Source organism: Marinomonas vulgaris (assembly GCF_018145875.1).
Taxonomy (GTDB): domain Bacteria; phylum Pseudomonadota; class Gammaproteobacteria; order Pseudomonadales; family Marinomonadaceae; genus Marinomonas; species Marinomonas vulgaris.
Map to the genome: position 1 here is coordinate 1 of NZ_JAGSSV010000030.1, position 19,369 is coordinate 19,369.

Below are 19,369 nucleotides of genomic sequence, written 5' to 3' on the forward strand. Positions count from 1 at the left end.
TGATGTGGAATTAAATCCAGAGCAACATAAAGACGCTGCTTAATTATTTTAGGCGACAACTACCTTGAAAAACGCCGGAACTACTGTTTTCTAGTCTGCGACTAAGAGGTTATCAAAACTGACTTTAGCCCGGCCAAGCGTGTTTAAATTCAGCCTTTGTTGTTGGTCTTTATGAGAAATATACATTTGAAGAATGTTAAGTGGTTTGTGCTTAGTATCAGCCGACGCCTCAGTGTCTTAATGCTTAGCGTATTAATACGCTTTTCAATGAAACGATTAGACGTTACAGATACTGAAGCCAATATGGTGTCGCATATAGCGTTCCCTAGATTCCACTTCAAGAAGCGTTTGACGCTCAACATCGCGGCTAGTGTGGATCTAGCATGTTCTCTAAAGTTTCAACTGTAGTGTTCTGTTCTCGTGCTTATCCTACCAAAAAGACACGATAACCTAGATCAAATCTAATCATCTTTACTGACTGGTAAGTACTCTGCCAGATCGACTAGTTCACATTCGAAATACCTGCAAAGCTTATCTAAGTTATCTGTCACTGTGCTGTACCCTCTATGATTGATCATTTTGGACAGCGTCATTCGATTAATACCTGTCTGAGAAGCCACCTCCCCTATAGTGATACGTCTATTTTCTTTAAACGACTTATCTGTAATCAGCTCTTGAAGCCTGAATCTGATCATATAAAACACCGTATGATAATATTTTTAATCAAAAAGGTTTGACAACCTTGCTCAACTGATCTAAATTTACCTTATTGATAATATATATTATCAATTCATCCCATAAAAGATCATTTGATAGGATACCTTATGAGCACTTACCTTACCACTGAACAATTAGCTGAAAGAATTCACTACAACGTTCGCACTATCCGTAACGATTTAGTTGACAGCTGCCTATTTGAAGGCCGCCACTACATTCGTCCCTTCAACCGCAGAAAAATTCTTTTCATTTGGGAAAATGTCGAACAAGACATGCTAAACCAAGTTGAAGATTCACTAGCTTTGGCCTACACAGAGGAAATGTAATTATGGCATGCATTAGCGTACGCAAAGAAACAAACACTCTCTACATTGATTTTCGCTACATGGGGAAAAGGTGTCGCGAACAAACGGCTTTAAAAGCCACCATCGCTAACAAGCGTAAGCTTGAAAAGCTGCTTACACAAATCGAGTCTGAAATCATAGCTGGCACGTTCCGATACGCCAACCGCTTTCCAGAAAGCAAAATGAATGAGCACTTTTCTGATGCAGAACAGCGTCTTTATGAGCCTGATATTTGGCTACAACAACAAAACAAAAAAGAAGCAGTACTCTTTTCTGAATTTGTTGCGAATTGGTTTAACCATAACAAAGTAAGCTGGAGGCGCTCTCATATAATCAACGTCGAAAGCATCATTAATAAACACTATCTGCCATTTTTTGGTGACAAAAAGGTCGACAACATCACAAGAAATGATCTGCTAACGTTTCGCACAGTTCTCGCCAAAGTACCAGGACGAAACGGTAAAGCAAGTCTATCAAACACTCGCATCAATAAGATTATGAATCCATTGAAGCGGATTTTCGAGGATGCTGCCGATGATTTTAACTTTATCACGCCCTATATTCGTATAAAACCTTTAAAGTCTCCTAAGACAGATGCTAATCCATTTACCGTTAATGAAGTAAATAAAATTCTAAATACAGTCCGAGCTGATTATCGAGACTATTTTTTAGTACGTTTTTTTACTGGTATGCGAACAGGGGAAATCGATGGTCTGAAATGGAAATATGTAGACTTTGATAAGCACTTAATAAAAATTCGCGAAACCATTGTTGCAGGTGAAGAAGACGAGACTAAAACCGAATCTTCTATTCGTGACATTCAGATGAGCCAACCCGTATTTGATGCATTAAAACGCCAATATAAGCATTCTGCTCGTTTTAACAAATTTGTATTCTGCACTCGTGAAGGCGAGGCGCTCAGTCATAACAATGTGACCAGACGAGTTTGGTATCCACTGCTTGGTAGGCTAAATCTTGAAAAAAGACGCCCATATCAAACACGACATACTGCAGCAACGCTTTGGTTAGCATCAGGCGAATCACCTGAATGGATCGCTAGACAGATGGGCCATGCAAATACAGAGATGTTATTTCGTGTTTATTCCCGCTATGTCCCCAACCTCACAAGAATGGACGGCAGTGCAATGGAAAGATTATTAGATGCTCAACTGGAGGTGCGTTATGCGTAATTTTCAAGCTCGATCTGCTACACAACCTGATTTAGACGATGTCGGTAACCTGGTACGATTTAAGGGATGCTATTTATTGAATAGCATCCAACAACACCAAACATCGCAAAACTATACTCAAAAAGTCGCGATCGTTTCTGACGTAGAAGGTACAGGAGAACTAGAATTAAGGCTTCTAGGTGATCACTTTACGGACCTGGAGAAGTACATTGGCGAGTACATCTCTCTAGAAGCGGCAATAAAGCATCACAATAGAGGCTATTTTTTCTATTTAGCATGGTACGACTTAATCGCTGGTGATGCTGCGAAGCAGGCAATCGATCAATTGCAGCACACAATAGAAAAAGAAGAACAGCATGCTTTACAGCGCGTATTACTCAAAAGAACAACTGAAATAAAGGATAATTCAATTAAATCGCTTTGCTTATCTTTGTTAGAAGATGCCTGTATGTCTTTAACATATCGCAAAGCAAAAGAAGCCCTACTGAGCGACGTGACAACAAATGACAACCAGTTCTGCGTTGAGCTAGTGTCCATGGTCAGTCGAAGAAAAGAAATCTCTTTTGTTGGAGAATTACTGAACTCAATAGAAAGTAAAGCACCTATTAAGCTCTGGGAGCAGACATTATTGGGTGATTGAAATCACGACTGAGCGCAGAAGTCATAGTGGTAATTATTTGAGTGACTTCTGCGTTTAGCCCTTCAGTACAATCTAGTTTTGACTGTAGATATCTTTGCAAACGGCTATCTAAAAACTTAAAAAGAACCCCTAACTCAAGCCCTCTTTTCTTACATAACAGAATCGACTAATACTCCCACTCTTCATGAGACAAGGGAGACCTATTCAAGGTCTCACGATGAAGTCGCCATTTGGGCATAAACTCATCCATGTACCCAATAAAGCGATCATTATGATGGCGCTCTAACAAGTGCACCAGTTCATGCACAAGAATGTACTCAAGACACTCTGGAGGCTTTTTAGCAAGATCCAAATTTAACCAAATACGTTTCGCTTCAATATTACAGCTTCCCCATTTGGTTTTCATTTTCTTAACCCCCCAGTCGTCAGCAACAACGCCTATTTTGGCTTGCCATTTAGCTAATAGCTTGGGGGTAATTTGCTTTAGTTGTTCCCGATACCACTCACTCATCAACTTTAAACGGTTTTCTGTACTGGTGTTAGCAGTGACTGATAAGCGAATCTTATTACCACCCACCAGCTCAACCTTATGTTTACCAACTTGCTCTATCACTTCTAAGCGATAGCTTTTACCAAAGAAATAGTGGCTCTCACCCGCCACCATCTCACGAGCAGTTTGCCTTGGCTGCGCCATAAATTCAGCTTGCTGTTTTTTGATCCAGGCTAGTTTATCAATTACCGCTAAGCGAATGCGTTCGTCTGTCACATGCTCTGGCACGGCCACACGAACATGACCTTCAGGTGGATACACGCCAAGATGCAAGTGTTTAATAGCTTTACGGACAATCTGGATACGAATGCCACTTACCATGATTTCTGAATCCGCCATGAGCTTATTGATACTCACGCTGATTTTTTGCAAGCTCTAATACATCGGCTATATCCACGTCATAACCCTTCGACTCTTCTCGAATGGCATTCGCGACTTCGCGTTCTTTAAAGCGATCACCAATCCAATCGGCTTTTTTGGTATAGCGAATGGCCGTGTCAATTTTTGAGGCTAACACTTCATCTTCACCTAAATTATCAAATATAGCTTGTTTCGCTGGGGTATCAATACTTACAGGATAAGGCTTTTTGCTAGTACCTTGTGGCCTAACCACTTTACGAGCTAAGTCTTTAATCTTCTCAAGATATTCTTGATAACTAATTGCTTGCTTACGGCGCTCTTCGATAATGGCGTCTAATAAATCCGACATACGCTCGTAGTATTTCGGGTTAACTGGGTTTTCATCAATGATGGTTTTACGCATGTTATTTTCAATGGCTTCCGACATCGCTTCAGGATTGCCTTTTACCCCATCAGGTAAACCATCTAATGCGTCTTCCCCCTTTTCGACAATTAGCTCAATCAGTCCCAACTCTTCGAAATCCATCAACTGCTCACTAGAATCGGCACGAATATACATATCCAACAAAAGACGCATAGCTGGCTCGAAACGTTTCATATCCAAATAGTCAGAACTGGCCATCTTTACTTCGTCACACACTTTCTCGTAGTGAATAACATCTTGCTTAATGTCAATGGCTTGCTCAGGTGTATAGCCAGCCGCTTGCATCTCATTCGCCACATTAGCATAACAACGCAGTAACTTAGCGACCAACTTATACAAGGCAACACGTTGCCCTTCTCTGTCTAAAAGGTCTTCTGCTTTAGAGGTATCACCACAAAAGTATTCTAAATAATCTTTGGTATCTCTTGGTCGCTTAACGGGCTCACATAAGGCTTTTACCGCCTCCAATGCCTCATCAAGGTCAGACTTGGCCTGCGATAATCGATCGGTTAATAAGCCAGCCACGTCTTCCGCGTCAAAACCATCTAAAGCATTTTCAGTGTAACTTTGAACGGCTTTATCTAATGACTTAAACAAATCCTTATAATCAACGATGTAACCGTAATCTTTTTCATCACCATCCAAACGATTCACACGGCAAATGGCCTGAAACAAGTTATGGTCAGCCATTTGTTTATCAATGTACAAATAGGTGGCAGAAGGCGCATCGAACCCCGTTAATAATTTATCTACCACAATCAGCAAACGCGTTTGCCCAGGCTCTTTGATAAAGCGCTGCTTTACCTCTTTCTCAAACTCTTCAACCAACTTAGCCGCTTCGTCTTCTGGCTTTTCAAAATAATCCGCCAGCATTTTGCGATAAACATCGTACTTAAACAGCTTCTCGGTTAAGCCTTCGCCAGACTCTTCCCCTTTTATATCCGAGGCCATCGGTTTATAGCTGGTGACAATGGCACACTTATCTTTGAAGTCTGTTTGGCTAAACATTTCATAGACCTTACACGCCTGATAAACACTGGCGCACACCAACATGGCGTTACCACGACCGTCCATCAGGCGTGGCTTGGTTTCCATATCCATCAAGATATCATTAACAATCTGTTGCAAACGCGACTTACTCGACAGCACTTTTTGCATCGTGCCCCAACGTTGTTTTAATTGTGTTTTGTTATACGGAGTTAGTTCGCGCGTTTTCACATCAAACCATTCATCAACTTTTTTCTGCGACGTGATGGTTTGATCAATATCACGCGCTTCGTAGCGCAAATCCAATACCACACCATCTTTGACCGCTTCATTAAATTTATAGGTATGAATATAAGGGCCAAACACTTCGAGGGATTTACGTTTATCTTTTTTAAGCAACGGCGTACCAGTAAAACCAATAAACATGGGTTCTGAAACAGGCTCTGGGCCATTTTCAGCCACCAAAATAGCCTTCATCGCTTCATGCAAAGCACCCGATTGAGTACGGTGACACTCATCGACAAAGACAAATAAATTGCCTTTAACCGAAAAGTCTTTAGGTAGGTTTTTCTTTAATTCTTCAATATAATCTTGAGTTGCTAAGTCTTCAGATTGTTCGCCCTTACGGCCAAACTTATGCACCAATGAACACATCAACCAAGGGTTAGGCTCGTTCAAGCTAGACAGCAAATGAGCGCCACTTTTACTGCGTTCTATCTCTTCATCAACACCTTTAAAAACCCGCTCAATCTGCTCATCTAACTCGGTGCGGTCAGTAATAATTAAGACACGAGCATCTTTTACATTCTCACGTATCCATTTAGCCAACCACACCATGGTTAAGCTCTTACCTGATCCTTGGGTATGCCAAATAATACCGCCTTCACGACGAGCAATATGTTGCTTAGCCGCCTGAATACCAAAGTATTGGTTATGGCGACACGTCTTCTTCACGCCGCTATCAAATACGATGTAATCGTGAATGATTTCTAAAAATCGTTTTTTATTACACACCTGTGCTAGATGCCGATCAAGTGGGCTGGCACAATCAATTGCGCTGTCTTCCTTCCATTCGAGATAGTATTTTTCTGGGGTTTCAATGGTACCGTAACGTAAACCTTGTGAATCATTACCCGCCATCACCAATTGCATAGTGGTGAAAAAATTACGGATGAAATCTTTTTTCTGGTTATCTAGGTTTTGGCGTACTCCCTCACCAAAGGATACCGACGAGCGCTTTAGTTCAATCACGCCCAAAGCAATACCATTCACGTATAAAACAATGTCGGGGCGCTTAGTTTTAGGAGACAGGTTCTCCCCTTTTACCGAAACCTCTTCGGCTATGGCAAAATGGTTATTCTCAGGGTTTTTCCAATCAATCAGCCAGATGGTTTGCTTTACTTCGCCTGCGCCGGTTTTTTCTTTCACACCATAACGTAATAAGCGATAAACGGCTTTGTTTACATCATAAAGCTTTTTACCCTCACCCAAGGCAGCAGCCGTATCTAAGCGACGAATCGATTTTTCGACCAACACAGGCTCAACACCACGCGACAACAACCACTGTCGCAAATATTCTGGCTCGATGTTTTTATTGCCTTCGCGGTCTTGCCAATCGCCAAGATAGTCATAACCCAGTTCTGTCTGAAAAAAACCAACAACTCTGTTCTGGGTGATTCTTTCCCTTTGGCCTACGTTACTCATGGTTTATTCCTTTTTATACACCCAGTATGACGAGACATACTAACTAATTATAAAGAGCCTACTTAAAAGGCGATAAAGGGGCTAGCGGTCTTGTACAGCAGCCTAATTAACCCGTTTTAATACGACTATTTAATGCTATAATGTTCCCCTAATTAGGAGAAACGCAATGACTAGCAGACCAAAGAAAAAAGTAGCTAAATCTAAGCTAATTCGCGCTGCAGCAAGCTCAAGTGCGATAGAAACAGGCGTTCCTACCAAAATAATTGAAGCTAAATTGAACAGCCAAAATGGCAAGTTTAAACATTTATCTCTAGCTTTTGCATAACAAAACACAGGCGCTTACTTCAAAACATCTCGAACTAAGCGCTCTATATGCTGATAATCCCCTGAAACACCTGCCTGAATCGACTTGAAATAAAATTCTTTATTGTCATCCCAAAGTTCATAATCCAGTACATCAAAGCCCGCCTGAACAGCACACACATCCATAAATAAACGAGAGAGCCGCCCATTTCCTTCTCTGTATGGGTGTATCAAAATAAACTCAACATGGCTTTGTGCCAAAAAAGAAATAACCGCTTCTTCGTCAAGCTGCGAAAGACACTCAAACTGAGAGAGAAAGTCACTTTCAAACTGTTGCAGTAATTTGGGAATTTGCTTGGCGGCGGCAAAATGAAAGCCACCTTTACTCATATTGACAGAGCGGTACTCACCTGCCCACTCATAAAGGTTTCCGAGCCACATTCTGTGCCAATTTGTAATGTCTACTGCCGTAAGTGCTGAATGGTCCGTCTCACTCAAAATATATTCATACAATTGAATAAGCAGCTCAGTTTCAGCCTCATTGATATCATCGACCGTTATAATACCTAGCTTATTCTTTAATACAGCTTCATTTGAACCAGGTTCAAACTCACCTTCAGTAGTGGTCACTTCGTACTTGGCCATTACATTAACGTACTTTGAATACGATCGATGGCAAACTGAAGACTGCGATCATCAAAAATACCTTGCTTGCGCGCAGCCCATTCTGGTCCCGCTAGCCAGCTACCAATAGCCAATCGTACAGAAGCCAAATCAGGCTGGCAGCCTTGCTGACTAATAACCCAATCCACAGTGGAAAGAAGCTCTAAACCATAAGGCGACTCAAAGCCTTCTATAGTAGACAGTGCTTTGTCTAATGACGGTGAAAAGTGCTTTGCGTCCGAATTTAAATAAGCGGTTAGCTTGTCTTTTTTCGTATCATTAAAGCGAATAATATCTTCTTTAGATGAATCCGAAATGCGTTTATCAGCCTGCAAATAACTGCCGTCCAGTGCATTTAATAAATGCCCTAGGTTATTAGAATATGGGCCATAATAATTAGCCTTAAACTGAAGGTTCAAATCCAAGTCTTGGCCTTGCTGCTGAATAGCCCGTTGCAAAAACCAAGCGAGTTTCTGGATTTCTAACAAGCTGCAATCCATACCCAACACCCAATAACGACGCACCATTTCAGAGATTAGCGCCCGAGGCGCGGTTAAGGTTTCAACCCCCTTAGGCTTTGCAACATTCTGGTATTTTGCGGTTGGCTCATAAATGTAGATATCGACACTTTCAAGATCAGCCAAAGCAGCTTCTATTTGCGGCTTCACATCCGTCCAATTCAGCCCGCCATTACCAGCACCTAGCGGAGGTAAAGCAATCGATTGAACATTATTTTCAATAATAAAGCGCTTAAGGTCAGCTAAACCATCAACCACCCATTCCATCTTAGATTTCGAGCGCCAATGCTGCTTAGTAGGAAAATTTACAATCCACTGAGGGCCCATCAGTTCGCCTGTTTGAGTAACAAACATCTGGCCTGTTGCTACTTGCTGAGCTTTACATGCTTTTGCATACTCAGACATATTCTTAGGGAAACGATCTTTAAACATCAAAGCGATGCCTTTACCCATCACACCCACGGTATTTACCGTGTTGACAAGAGCATCGACATTCGCTTCTAGCAAATTTCCACTTGTGTAATGAATCATTAGAAATACCACTCTGGCCGTGCGTGAACATCAAGAGTATGGCTATGCTGGCCAACTAAGACATCAAGTTGTTGTTTAGTCTTATCATCATAACAAATCATACCTACAAGCGCCTCCACTGGGCAGTGCCCATGTACCAAGGCTTCCGCCTGATAGCGTTCAAACTTGCCAGGGTCATTGGGGTCGCGTTTAAAGTCTCTGGCTTGTAATAAGGGCCAATCAACTTCCTTTAAATCCGCTAAATCAGTATAAAAATTAGACCACATGTAATACGCATGACTATCGGTATAGACGAAGGGATAGCCCATGCCCTTTAGCTTTGGCAAGCTAGATACCAATATCACAATCTCATTATTAGGACGTTTGGTAATACCACCCCAGCCCGTACTGATATTGCGTAACATAGGTGAGAACGGCGTAAAATAGAAAGGCACATAGTCATTTAACACGCCATTAGGCGGAACAGGGACGTTATGCCTTGCACGCTTATCGGTTAGCTCAGGATTGCCGATATGCACCCAACTCGGCGACTGTATTTGGCTATTACCTGCATGTAGGCCATTAGCAAGTATCCATGGCAAATTGTCCCTATGAACAATACGCCATATCAGGGCTTTTTCAGCATTAATATTTTTACTGTAATCGTATGGCATTTTATTTTACGAACATACCTTGGTTAATATTGAGGTGCGGCGATAACCCTGCTTTTTTTAACAGCTTCTGAACTTCAGTTTCAACAATTTCATCTTTAACGTAAATAGAGAAAAACCGCGCTGGCAGAACTTCATTCGGCGAGAGGCATTCCGCCATACAAACACTTTTCGACGTAGGGTCGCTATATTCACGCTCATTCATCTTAGCCCAGTCGATTGCAGAAAACCCTTCATCATAGTCCATGAGTTCGATATCATCATCCGCCAATGGATGGCTAGGGATTATCTTCCAATTATTTGCCTTAGCATGATCACGTCGTACAGTAAGCAGGACAAACTGTGTATCTAAATTAGCTTTCTGAACTCCCCCATCAAATGGGCTACCACCAAAGAAATGAAAGGGTACATACTTCTCTAAATCTAACTTTTTTCGTTTATCCAAAATTTCATGATCAGCTACATCACTAAAGCACTGCAACTCACTGCGCGGCTTCAGTCCATCAGTGAGTATGTTTTCTAAGTTTGCAATATCAGTTAAATGATAAAGTAACGATTGTGTTTCAATATTAGCTATAGAATTTATTCCTTTTTCCCTAAAAGCACGCCCAGCATCATTTTCTCATGATGCTGGATCTGTGGCTCATCCCACTGCTTCTCTTCTTCCATCAACTTAATCATTTCATGCAGCTTCAAACTATCTATCTTGCCGCTTTTGATTTCCTTTTGAAAATGCCCTAGCTTCAATTTGGGGTCAAAGTTACTCAGTCGTGAGTTTTTGCTATGACTAATCAAACATAAGTTACCAAAAGTATTAAGTGGCTCTACCGCTAAAGGTTGGTAGCCATCCATGGGGTGCTGAGGATAAAAGTGCTCGACCGAACTACGAAAGGTGAACTCAAACTTATTCAGAGCGCCATTCTCCCTGCTATCGCACCACAACAAATAATCTAGATAATTGAATACAAAGTTATTTTCGATTTTGCCATAACATAACCGGCCCATGTCTAATTCATCACGGTCGATTGGCTTAATACGCTTAGGTTTAACATCTCTAAACAGCATGTTCAAATAGGACTTAGGCTCACCCACACATAAGAAACGATCAAACACAAAAGCTTGTGCTTGTGCTTGCAAATAGTCGAGGTAGGCAGTGGCATCTATGTTATTAGTTGGCTGATTATACAAATGATTCAGCGCACCATTTAGCCAGTGTTTGTACACCAAGGTAGGCGTCGACACATGAAAGGCAGATAGCAGCATTAAGACGTTACGGTTAACACCTTCGAAACCGCCCTCTTCATCGGTTTTATGTTCACCAGTGGCATCAAAACTATTAACAAAACTTGTGCTACCGGATTCATAAAGCTTTAAGCGCTTTAAACTCCATGCATCTTTGTTATTTGAAAGCTCGCGTTTGATGACATATTGATCAAACAGGTATTTGCATTTCAATAAGGCAAAGGTAAAGCTTTTAACCGCTTTAATGGTTGCCTCAGATGTTGTAGTGCCATTATTGTCCAAACGCAATATGTAATGATCAAATAGCTCGATGAGGCGCTTGTCATCCAATGAAAAGTCATCGTCTTCTGCGAGCAGTTTATCTTTAGCAGACCACACCCGCAGCACATGCAATAAAAAATTAGAGAAGTTAATCACGCTGCTAAAACGATCTGGCTCAGCTTCATCTTTCTTGTTCTTTGTTCTACCTTTATTTTCCACAATAGCATTAGGCTGTATCAACGCCTGAAGGCTGAGTGGCTTTACCTGTTCAACGCTATCGGTTTTTGACTCATCCAATTGAGCATCTACCGCCAGCGCCGCTTGCAGTTCATCAAAATTATTGAGCTCAAAACGCCCCCAGTTTTTATCACCAAATATTTTATTGCGCTCGGTCGTGGTAAAGCCATATTGCACATAACGTTCCATGTTAGAACAGGCTTCCCACACTGTATTTAATACGGTTATAGCACTGGTCTTGTCTGCATCATCTTGAATAAGGTTCAGTGCAGCCATTAAGCGAGCTTTGATAATTTCGTGCTTTTCCAGCTGCTCACCACGATTATTCATCACTTCAAAATAATGGTTTAAATCGGTGTCTTCTGGCACCTCAACCCGCATGATTTGAACTTGCTCAAATAGGTATTTGCTAAAGCTTGCTTGCTCGTCTTCACTTAGCTGGCTTAATGCCTCTTGAATTAGTCGATAGCCATTCACAATACCTTCGCTGTACTCTTCTGTGTTAAGCATGTGCAAAGGGTAGGTTTGATTAAATATGGCTTCAAAGGTGGTGCTGGATTTAGGGCGGCTTTCGAAAACTATATTGGTATTTGTGTACCAGCCCATATCGCAATTGAATGGTGTATTGTCCTCCCCCTCTTCGTTGGCTTTTCCATTTTTTAAACAGGTGGCCATTAGCGATAAAGTGGTAAAGCGTTGCTGACCATCTATTACTTCAAACGCGCCATCTTTGCGTTTAAATACCACCAAGGTGCCGATATAGTATTTATGTTCCGCGCCTTTATTCTGGCTAACACTTTTTGCTTGGCTGTCGCGAACATCCTGAATTAACTGGTCAATCTCACCTTTGCCCCAGGCGTAGTTACGCTGATACATGGGCACCAGATAATTGGTATCGTCGGCTAATAAACCTTTAACTAAAAACTCAGTTATCCCCTTTGACTGACACAAGTTAGACCGACTCACACTGGACTCACTCATAATAATTCATCCCTTTGAACAATATGACTAAATCATCCTTAGCAGCATTTCCCGCCCTTTTATTATTTTGGTTGTCAGTGTCTGACATCAAAGCCAATGGTAAATTTAGAAAATCCGTAGACTGTGTCGACTCTTTAAGACGTACGAACCAATTATTGTTTAATACATAATTGTCCATACTGGCCAATTGCACCACCTGCTGCGTAATACGCAAACGGTAGGCCCAGATGAATATTTTTTCGATGGCCCGAGATATCTCTACATAGCCAAATTTATCAATGTAATACACCAACAGGCAGTCAAACATACTGCGAACGTATTGATCTCCTGTACGCCTTTTATTCGGGTAGTCGTTGAGCTTTGTTAATATTTTATGGGCTTGATCTGTTAGTTTCTGACTACCGCTATCTCCATGAAAAAGGGTTTTGGCATCGCCATGCTCCGCCTTAACCACTTGGTTTATCTGAGTATCGTAGTGTGTGGCCATTTCAAAAAAACGACGGCCATTAATGAGTATTTGATCTAAATGGAATGGAAAGTCCATTTTATGACCATCCACTTTACGCTGATACTGCTGGTTATAATCGTCTACAAAATGATGGGCCATGCGCATTGCTTTTATATAGGGGTATTGCTCCACTTTATCGAGGCTAACCCCTTTAAACAGAGGCACATCATCTTTGCTGAAATACCGGGCCGAGTTACCCCGCGTCCATTGGCGAATGCGATACAGGTACTTACCAAACAAATCCGCGAGGGCTTTAGTTTTTAGGTCTTCCCAGTGGGAAACGCTTTGCGCTTTTAAATGATTCTCGACTTCACTAAACTCGCGCAGATGAAACGCCTTTAATAAATCGTGCGGTTCTAAATCTCGACCACGAGCGTTTTGAGAATCAAAAAACTGAAAAGCCTCAGATACATCTGTTAGTGTAAACGTCACTACCTGACATTTATTCAGTAACAATTCTATGTGGTCTTCGGTAAATTCAGAGCGAGATACATGGCGTTTAATGACTAGATAATTTTGATGAAGGTTACGCTGAGAAATGTCGCTATCAAAGTGAGTGTTCGCTATAAATTCTGCAAGGCATTTCTTTAACTCTATCAAACTCTTTTTTAAATCAGTGCGCTGTATGACTCTATTTTTGTGATCCTCACTAGCCTCAAGGCGAGTTTCAATGATCGCCAACACCGCCAGCGTTAAGGTAAGCGTACGTTGCTGGCCGTCGACTATATTTAGGCGCTCTTCACCCTGACCCTCACCACCTTTATCACGATGAAAAACCAGCGTACCCAAACGGTACGCTTTTTTATTCTTATGCAGGTCGATATCTTCAAACAGTTGGCTAACATGCTGCTCAGTCCACTTATACGGACGCTGATACACAGGAATGGTGAGCTTAGGCTTTTGCAATAAATCTTTTACGCTAATGACGTCACTGTCTAGGGCCTTATTCATAACAACCTCGTCTTCCCGGTGAGTAGTTCTTGCATCATGCCTTGCTTGATTTTTTGGGTTTTACTGAGGCGTTGTTGTAGGGCGTCGAGTTCTGTGTCCATATCGGAAAGGACGGTGGCGATGGCGGCTTGTTCACGTTTAGTAGGCTTGATTACTTTAATACTTAAACAATTTTGCTTGTTAAGTTTTGGTTGCGCTGTGCCGGAGTTAAGCAGCGAGTAGTCTAAGCACTCTAAGAAAGAAGCCAGATAATCAATATTAAAATCAATATTAGGTTGCATTATGTGCGCATGATTATTCACCCAAAACTTACCGGTTACTTTAAAAGCTAATGGAAGGTTACGGCTTAGAATGTTTTCTCCATCCTCTCCTAATAAAATATATTCACCATCAAAAAGATAGTCATTAACGTAGTCAACCACTCCCGAGGCACCGTAATAACGATACTCACCGCGCATCCTCTCTCGATCCCCAGACTTTACTGGCCTTCTTAAACCGTCTAGAAATTCTACAGATTCACCAAGCTCAACCAACTCCCAATCCTCCGGCACTTCCCCCAGTTCAGTCTGTTTGTACCCAAGGCGTGTCGCGGTTTGGTCTGTGTCTTTTATGTGAGTGGTGTCAGCCATAGATCGGCTACCAGTGAGATGGCTATCGCCTTGATTTCCAAAACCGGGTAAACGGGTTTTTCCGGTGAGCAGTTGCTGCATGGCGGCGGTTTTGATGGCGCTTTTTTTGGCGATCAGAGTTTCTAAGGCGGCGATGAGATTGTCCACATCAGACAAGGCGTTCGCGATGGCGGTTTGTTCTTTGATTACGGGTAAAGCAATATACATATCCGCAATCATTTCTCTTCGAACGGAATCAACAGATGACTTAGCTGTCATTGACATTACTTTGTCATAGAAATTATTTTTGAAGTAGATATAGAAGTAATATCCATGCAGCCTATCTGAAAATTTATGCATCAGATATACACGCTGATGGATATCGCACTTCCCATTTATATAGTGGAATATTTTACCTGTCCCTACACCATCTCCAGCAGTTAAAACACCCTCTCCATCAAATGTGTAACTATTAATCCTTTCTACTGTTTGGGAGCGAACATAAAATGGATATATACCATCAGCGACTTTATCTTGTGTGTTTTTATTGCCTGTTGTGATAGATAAAACATTTTCTATGGTAGTGACAACCCAATCCTCAGGAATCACTCCAACCTCTGTCTGTTTATACCCTTCCGGTATGGTCACCTTTTCTACGCTTGTCATCTCGCTCACCATGCCAACCCCATTTTTTTCAGGTATTCGTCTACCTTATCGCTCAGTTCTGCAACATGATCGACTAAGGTGGGCATGGGTTCGCTGTAGCGCTCTTCTAGGGTTTTAATGCGGTTGGCGAGTTGTTGGGTAATACGCTCTATTTCAGCGACTATGCTGGCTTGCAAGGTGGCGAGCCATTTGTCCTCTACGATGAGGGTTTTTATTTGTTCAATCGTCAGTTGGGGATATTGCGCAAATACCTGTTGGTCTAAGGCGTCTTGGGCGTCTTTCACCGCTTTTTTGTTGGCGGTTTCGGTGTCGATGAGTCTTCTCACGGTTTTTAGCGCGTCTTTTTCTTCCGCTTGCATTGCAACCGTTTCGGCCATTTTTAAGCGCGCGGCCACGGTGGCCTTGGTGACTTTACCCGCGTCTGTGGTGGCTTCGATTAGCAAGCCCTCTTCGACAGCGTGCTCTTCTATGTAGGCTCCTAGTTCTTGGGTGCTGGCGTCCAGTGTGGCTTGCAATTCATCTAGGGCGGCTTGTTCATCGCTAAAGAATGTCGCGACGATTAAAGCCGGGGGAATCAGCTCGGCCTTGTATTTGGTTTTATTGATGATCAAATCAGGCACTTCTTTTAACTTGTTTGAAGCGCCGTCGCCTTTTTTAACCACCAATTTGCGCAGGGTGTTGCCTGCTTGCCAGCCGTCTTGGGTGATGACATACACATCGTCTTGCATGGATTCTGCCCAGTAATCCATGATGATTTGGTAGATGTCGTATTTATCTAATAAAGGCGCGTCTTTGTAGGCGCTTAATAGCGCTTCAGAAATGCGATGAATGATGTCTTTCGGGCTTTCATAGATTTTATTTTCTTTCGCGGCTTCAGCATTGCTGGTCAGCTGAGTTAAATCGACCTGCGCTTTCCAACCATGAAATAAGTCGATGGCGGTTTGAGCAAAGGCTTTGAATTCTGGCTGATTCAAAATGCTGGCTTTTACGTCGTTAGCGGCCACTAAAATGTTGCTGTATCCCTGGCGAGCGGGTTCGAATAATGACGCACGTACGCTGGGAAAGGCTTGCCAGTATTTATTAAGTGCATCTATGTCGACGTTAGGTATGCCGCCTTGTAAATGGGCGCTTAAATCGTGTAGATCTTCTGGCTCCGATGAGTCGATATAGCGTGGAATATTGAGGTTGTAATCGTTGCTGGCGATTTCCTCTAGGCTCACCATGCGGCTGTAACGGTTTTGTTCTAGCTGCTTGGTAAACACATCGACGACTTTATGAATGTCTTGGCTGCGCAGGCGGTTTTTGTTGCCGTCTTTCATAAAGCCTTTGCTGGCATCAATCATAAATATACTGTCGCGATTAGCGGCTTCGGCTTTATCTAATACGATTATGCAGGCTGGAATACCCGTGCCGTAAAACAAGTTAGCTGGCAGGCCGATAATGCCTTTGATGTAGCCTTGCTTTATGAGGTTTTCACGAATACGCGCTTCAGCATTACCGCGAAACAACACACCGTGGGGCAAAATCACCGCGCCCTTCCCTGTACTTTTTAAGGATTTAAGTATGTGCAGTAAGAAAGCGTAGTCGCCGTTTTTATCCGGCGGTGTGCCGTATTCAAAGCGGTTAAATTTGTCATCGGCTAGGTTGATGCCGTTGCTCCAGCTCTTCACCGAGAACGGCGGATTGGCTACAGCAAAGTCGAAGGTTTTTAACCCTCCATCACTGTTTTTCCACTGAGGACTAGACAGGGTATTGTCTTGCCACACTTTGGCCGTGACGTTGTCGTGCAAGATCATGTTCATGCGCGCAAGGGCTGAGGTGGCGTTGTCCATTTCTTGACCGAAGATGCTTAAACCACGGGGCGCTTCGTCGCTGGCTTTTAATAGTAAGGAGCCAGAACCACAGGCTGGATCATAAACCGTGGCGTCTTGTGAGGTATCTTGAGTAATGCCAACCACTTTAGTAACAATGCGCGAGACTTCGGCTGGGGTATAAAACTGCCCTTTGGATTTACCGGATTCTGTCGCAAAGTGACGCATTAAAAATTCGTAAGCGTCGCCCAGTAAATCATCACCTTCGGCATGGTTGCTGGCTAAATCTAAGCCTTGGAAAATGCCCACCAGCTTGGTTAGGCGGTCAACCATGTCTTTGCCTTTACCTAGCTTGTCTTCATCGTTAAAGTCGGCCACGTCGATCACGCCTTTCAGGTCGTTGGCTTCGGCCAGCTTACTGATGATTTTGTTAATTTTATCGCCAATTTCTTTGTCGTTTTTTAGCGCGACCATATCGCCATAAGTAGCTCCTGTTGGCACGTCAATCAACCCGTATGGGTCTTTGGCGTATTTATCAGAGACGTACTTCATGAACAACAAGGTTAATACGTAATCTTTGTATTGGGATGCGTCCATACCGCCGCGCAATTCGTCGCAGCTTGCCCATAGGCTTGAGTAGAGTTCGGTTTTTTTAATGGCCATGGTGATTTAATCTTCTATAAAATAATCGGTGTCGAGGTCTTTTACTTGGTAAGTCTGTTTAACGGTGACACCAAGGTTATGTTTGATCATAAGATCGGCTAGTTGTTTGCCATCTATGAGTACGACTTTTTTCTCAATCATTGAGATGTACTCTAGGGCTTCTTTACTAAATCGACTGGTTGTTATGAATACACCTTTACGAGCACGTCGCATTTCGAGTGCACCAACAAAGGCTTGAATGTCTGGGCGACCAATAGCGTTATCGCTGTAACGCTTAGCCTGCAGGTAAATGGTTTCTAACCCTAGAGGGTCTTCGTTAATAATGCCATCTATGCCGCCATCTGATGTGAACTGAGTAGCTCGACCAGATTCTTTGCTCCAGCCGCCATAGCCCATTGCTTGCATAAGCTGAACGACAAGTTGCTCGAAAAATTGCGGTGTTTGCTTTTTAATAGAGTCGAGTACTTCTGTGGCTAAATCGTTGTTCAGGGTGTTAAATGCCACTTCGATCGCTTCGGTTGGTGTCCGGTTTTCATCCGTGTTTTGTGGTGTTGAAATTTCTTCTGATGACGATGCAGAGTTTTGAAACTCACAAAACTCCTCAAATCGCCTCAGGTAACGGGCGGTGATTTTCTCTGGCGCATCGGCTAATACTTCGCGTCCCCGATCAGTGATTTGAAATACCCCTCGGCGGGGTGCATCCAAGAGTAATGCTTTTTTCAAATAAGCACGCGCCCAACCAACACGGTTACGCATAATAGCTTGATTGCCACTTGGAAGTAATTCGTTTCGCTCTTCTTCTGTTAATTGGAATTCTAGAGAAAGAGACTCTGTTACCTCGGGAAGTTGATGCTCGGCGCCATCCGCTAACAGCCTAAGAAAGGGCAACATGAGAGTTTGGTAATCTGGTATCGCCATGGTTGTTCCTTAACCTTTTTCTAATGTGTTAATTCGCTATTGTACATTTAATACTACCTCGGTATCTCTATGAACATGAGGCTCTTTCAAACAACTGATGCAGCATATCCTTATCTAAACGTCACTAAAAACATCCATACCTCTCGTAAAAATTTATATTATCGATTATTGAGTGATTTTACCTTTTCAGCTGCCAATTTCTGACCTTGTTCCGCTGCTCTGAAATACCACTTCAAAGCATGCTTATTACTTTGATTTATACCCAGACCTAATTCATACATAGTGCCAAGCTTATATTGAGCGTCCTTATGCCCTTTACCTACAATTTTTTTGAGCCAATGAACCGCTTTAGTACTACTTTGTGTTACACCAATACCGCTTTCGTACATACACGCGATTTTGTACTGAGCTTTGATATGGTTCTGCGCGGCTGCGAGTAAATACCACTGCGCTGCACGTTCATCACTTTTGGTAAGATATGATCCAACGTCATACTGACAACCAAGTGAATATTGCGCCTCTTTATGACCAAGATTTGCGGCACTTTTCAGCCATTGAATGGCTTCAGCCTTATTTTTTTGGACCCCTTTCCCCTCTTGGAGCATGGTCGCAACTTTAAACTGAGCATCCATTTGATTTTGCTTTGCGGAACTTAAGAACCACCTGAAAGCAATTTCAGAACTGTAAATTGTACTTCGCTCATCATCGTAGTGTCGGCCCAATGCATACTGTGCTTCCATATGGCCTTGATCCGCTGCTTTTTGGTACCAATAAAATGACTTCCCCTTGTTAGCCCCTACAAAACCAAGCTCATGAAAGCCACCGTCATCAGATTGTCTAGGATACCCAGACTCATAAAGGGAACCTAATGTACACTGTGAATTCTGATCACCTTCTTCGGCAGATACTAAATAAGATTTAATCATAATTGTTGTAACATTT

17 protein-coding genes are annotated in these 19,369 nt (G+C 42.5%); 4 read left to right on the forward strand and 13 right to left on the reverse strand.

Translation table 11 applies throughout. The features are described 5' to 3' along the window. Window positions 1-461 precede the first annotated feature (461 nt). A complete protein-coding gene (locus J9B83_RS15950; RefSeq protein ID WP_268927961.1) occupies window positions 462-695 on the reverse strand; it encodes a helix-turn-helix domain-containing protein in 234 nt (77 codons plus the stop codon). Between the two features lie 129 nt (window positions 696-824). Here J9B83_RS15950 and J9B83_RS14495 point away from each other — a divergent pair, with 129 nt between their 5' ends. Genes J9B83_RS14495 through J9B83_RS14505 form a run of 3 tightly spaced genes read left to right on the forward strand, consistent with a single transcriptional unit; the run spans window position 825 to window position 2,891 of the window. Beyond that, window positions 825-1,043 carry a hypothetical protein gene (locus tag J9B83_RS14495; protein ID WP_211537541.1) on the forward strand — a complete coding sequence of 73 codons (219 nt, stop codon included), beginning with the start codon at window positions 825-827 and terminating at the stop codon, window positions 1,041-1,043. A 2-nt stretch (window positions 1,044-1,045) separates the two neighbouring features. Continuing rightward, a complete protein-coding gene (locus J9B83_RS14500; RefSeq protein WP_211537542.1) occupies window positions 1,046-2,251 on the forward strand; it encodes a site-specific integrase in 1,206 nt (401 codons plus the stop codon). After that, window positions 2,244-2,891: a hypothetical protein gene (locus J9B83_RS14505; protein WP_211537543.1), complete on the forward strand. Its 648-nt coding sequence runs from the start codon at window positions 2,244-2,246 to the stop codon at window positions 2,889-2,891. The genes J9B83_RS14500 and J9B83_RS14505 overlap by 8 nt, the downstream gene beginning before the upstream one ends. Before the next feature lie 166 nt (window positions 2,892-3,057). On the opposite strand, the gene J9B83_RS14510 is transcribed toward J9B83_RS14505, so the two are convergent. Then, window positions 3,058-3,798 (reverse strand): M48 family metallopeptidase, encoded by a 741-nt coding sequence (locus J9B83_RS14510; protein ID WP_328797747.1) that lies wholly within the window; start codon window positions 3,796-3,798, stop codon window positions 3,058-3,060. Beyond that, entirely contained in the window at window positions 3,785-6,916 is a 3,132-nt protein-coding gene (locus tag J9B83_RS14515) for a type I restriction endonuclease subunit R (protein WP_211537544.1), read from the reverse strand. Before J9B83_RS14515 ends, J9B83_RS14510 begins: the two co-directional genes overlap by 14 nt. A 166-nt stretch (window positions 6,917-7,082) precedes the next feature. Between J9B83_RS14515 and J9B83_RS14520 the strand changes: the two genes are divergently transcribed. Next, the gene (locus J9B83_RS14520; RefSeq protein WP_211537545.1) at window positions 7,083-7,241 is read left to right on the forward strand and encodes a hypothetical protein; all 159 of its coding nucleotides are present in this window, start codon (window positions 7,083-7,085) and stop codon (window positions 7,239-7,241) included. Between the two features lie 14 nt (window positions 7,242-7,255). Here J9B83_RS14520 and J9B83_RS14525 read toward each other — a convergent pair whose 3' ends face one another. The 10 genes from J9B83_RS14525 to J9B83_RS14570 all read right to left on the reverse strand — a co-directional run bounded on the left by J9B83_RS14525 (window position 7,256) and on the right by J9B83_RS14570 (window position 19,353). Next, window positions 7,256-7,864 (reverse strand): Fic/DOC family protein, encoded by a 609-nt coding sequence (locus tag J9B83_RS14525; protein ID WP_211537546.1) that lies wholly within the window; start codon window positions 7,862-7,864, stop codon window positions 7,256-7,258. Then, window positions 7,864-8,931, reverse strand: a complete 1,068-nt coding sequence (darG, locus tag J9B83_RS14530; RefSeq protein ID WP_211537547.1) for a type II toxin-antitoxin system antitoxin DNA ADP-ribosyl glycohydrolase DarG — start codon at window positions 8,929-8,931, stop codon at window positions 7,864-7,866. The genes J9B83_RS14525 and darG overlap by 1 nt, the downstream gene beginning before the upstream one ends. Then, a complete protein-coding gene (gene darT, locus J9B83_RS14535; RefSeq protein ID WP_211537548.1) occupies window positions 8,931-9,584 on the reverse strand; it encodes a type II toxin-antitoxin system toxin DNA ADP-ribosyl transferase DarT in 654 nt (217 codons plus the stop codon). The genes darG and darT overlap by 1 nt, the downstream gene beginning before the upstream one ends. A gap of 1 nt (window position 9,585) precedes the next feature. Next, window positions 9,586-10,167: a DarT ssDNA thymidine ADP-ribosyltransferase family protein gene (locus J9B83_RS14540; protein ID WP_211537560.1), complete on the reverse strand. Its 582-nt coding sequence runs from the start codon at window positions 10,165-10,167 to the stop codon at window positions 9,586-9,588. Further along, window positions 10,164-12,302, reverse strand: coding sequence for a DUF262 domain-containing protein (locus J9B83_RS14545; protein ID WP_211537549.1), 2,139 nt, complete (start codon window positions 12,300-12,302; stop codon window positions 10,164-10,166). Before J9B83_RS14545 ends, J9B83_RS14540 begins: the two co-directional genes overlap by 4 nt. Beyond that, complete coding sequence (locus J9B83_RS14550; RefSeq protein WP_211537550.1) at window positions 12,295-13,761, reverse strand: DUF262 domain-containing protein; 1,467 nt, start codon at window positions 13,759-13,761, stop codon at window positions 12,295-12,297. Before J9B83_RS14550 ends, J9B83_RS14545 begins: the two co-directional genes overlap by 8 nt. Continuing rightward, window positions 13,758-15,035, reverse strand: a complete 1,278-nt coding sequence (locus tag J9B83_RS14555; protein WP_211537551.1) for a restriction endonuclease subunit S — start codon at window positions 15,033-15,035, stop codon at window positions 13,758-13,760. Before J9B83_RS14555 ends, J9B83_RS14550 begins: the two co-directional genes overlap by 4 nt. Before the next feature lie 5 nt (window positions 15,036-15,040). Next, window positions 15,041-17,509 (reverse strand): type I restriction-modification system subunit M, encoded by a 2,469-nt coding sequence (locus J9B83_RS14560; RefSeq protein WP_211537552.1) that lies wholly within the window; start codon window positions 17,507-17,509, stop codon window positions 15,041-15,043. Window positions 17,510-17,515: 6 nt separating this feature from the next. Next, complete coding sequence (locus J9B83_RS14565; protein WP_211537553.1) at window positions 17,516-18,427, reverse strand: restriction endonuclease; 912 nt, start codon at window positions 18,425-18,427, stop codon at window positions 17,516-17,518. 158 nt (window positions 18,428-18,585) lie between these two features. Continuing rightward, entirely contained in the window at window positions 18,586-19,353 is a 768-nt protein-coding gene (locus J9B83_RS14570) for a tetratricopeptide repeat protein (RefSeq protein WP_211537554.1), read from the reverse strand. Window positions 19,354-19,369 lie beyond the last annotated feature (16 nt).

Bases quoted from the DNA above. Each gene is read 5' to 3' on its own strand.
- J9B83_RS15950 (WP_268927961.1), bottom strand. From the start codon at position 695: ATGATCAGATTCAGGCTTCAAGAGCTGATTACAGATAAGTCGTTTAAA.
- J9B83_RS14495 (WP_211537541.1), top strand. From the start codon at position 825: ATGAGCACTTACCTTACCACTGAACAATTAGCTGAAAGAATTCACTAC.
- J9B83_RS14500 (WP_211537542.1), top strand. From the start codon at position 1,046: ATGGCATGCATTAGCGTACGCAAAGAAACAAACACTCTCTACATTGAT.
- J9B83_RS14505 (WP_211537543.1), top strand. From the start codon at position 2,244: ATGCGTAATTTTCAAGCTCGATCTGCTACACAACCTGATTTAGACGAT.
- J9B83_RS14515 (WP_211537544.1), bottom strand. From the start codon at position 6,916: ATGAGTAACGTAGGCCAAAGGGAAAGAATCACCCAGAACAGAGTTGTT.
- J9B83_RS14520 (WP_211537545.1), top strand. From the start codon at position 7,083: ATGACTAGCAGACCAAAGAAAAAAGTAGCTAAATCTAAGCTAATTCGC.
- J9B83_RS14525 (WP_211537546.1), bottom strand. From the start codon at position 7,864: ATGGCCAAGTACGAAGTGACCACTACTGAAGGTGAGTTTGAACCTGGT.
- darG (WP_211537547.1), bottom strand. From the start codon at position 8,931: ATGATTCATTACACAAGTGGAAATTTGCTAGAAGCGAATGTCGATGCT.
- darT (WP_211537548.1), bottom strand. From the start codon at position 9,584: ATGCCATACGATTACAGTAAAAATATTAATGCTGAAAAAGCCCTGATA.
- J9B83_RS14545 (WP_211537549.1), bottom strand. From the start codon at position 12,302: ATGAGTGAGTCCAGTGTGAGTCGGTCTAACTTGTGTCAGTCAAAGGGG.
- J9B83_RS14550 (WP_211537550.1), bottom strand. From the start codon at position 13,761: ATGAATAAGGCCCTAGACAGTGACGTCATTAGCGTAAAAGATTTATTG.
- J9B83_RS14555 (WP_211537551.1), bottom strand. From the start codon at position 15,035: ATGACAAGCGTAGAAAAGGTGACCATACCGGAAGGGTATAAACAGACA.
- J9B83_RS14560 (WP_211537552.1), bottom strand. From the start codon at position 17,509: ATGGCCATTAAAAAAACCGAACTCTACTCAAGCCTATGGGCAAGCTGC.
- J9B83_RS14565 (WP_211537553.1), bottom strand. From the start codon at position 18,427: ATGGCGATACCAGATTACCAAACTCTCATGTTGCCCTTTCTTAGGCTG.
- J9B83_RS14570 (WP_211537554.1), bottom strand. From the start codon at position 19,353: ATGATTAAATCTTATTTAGTATCTGCCGAAGAAGGTGATCAGAATTCA.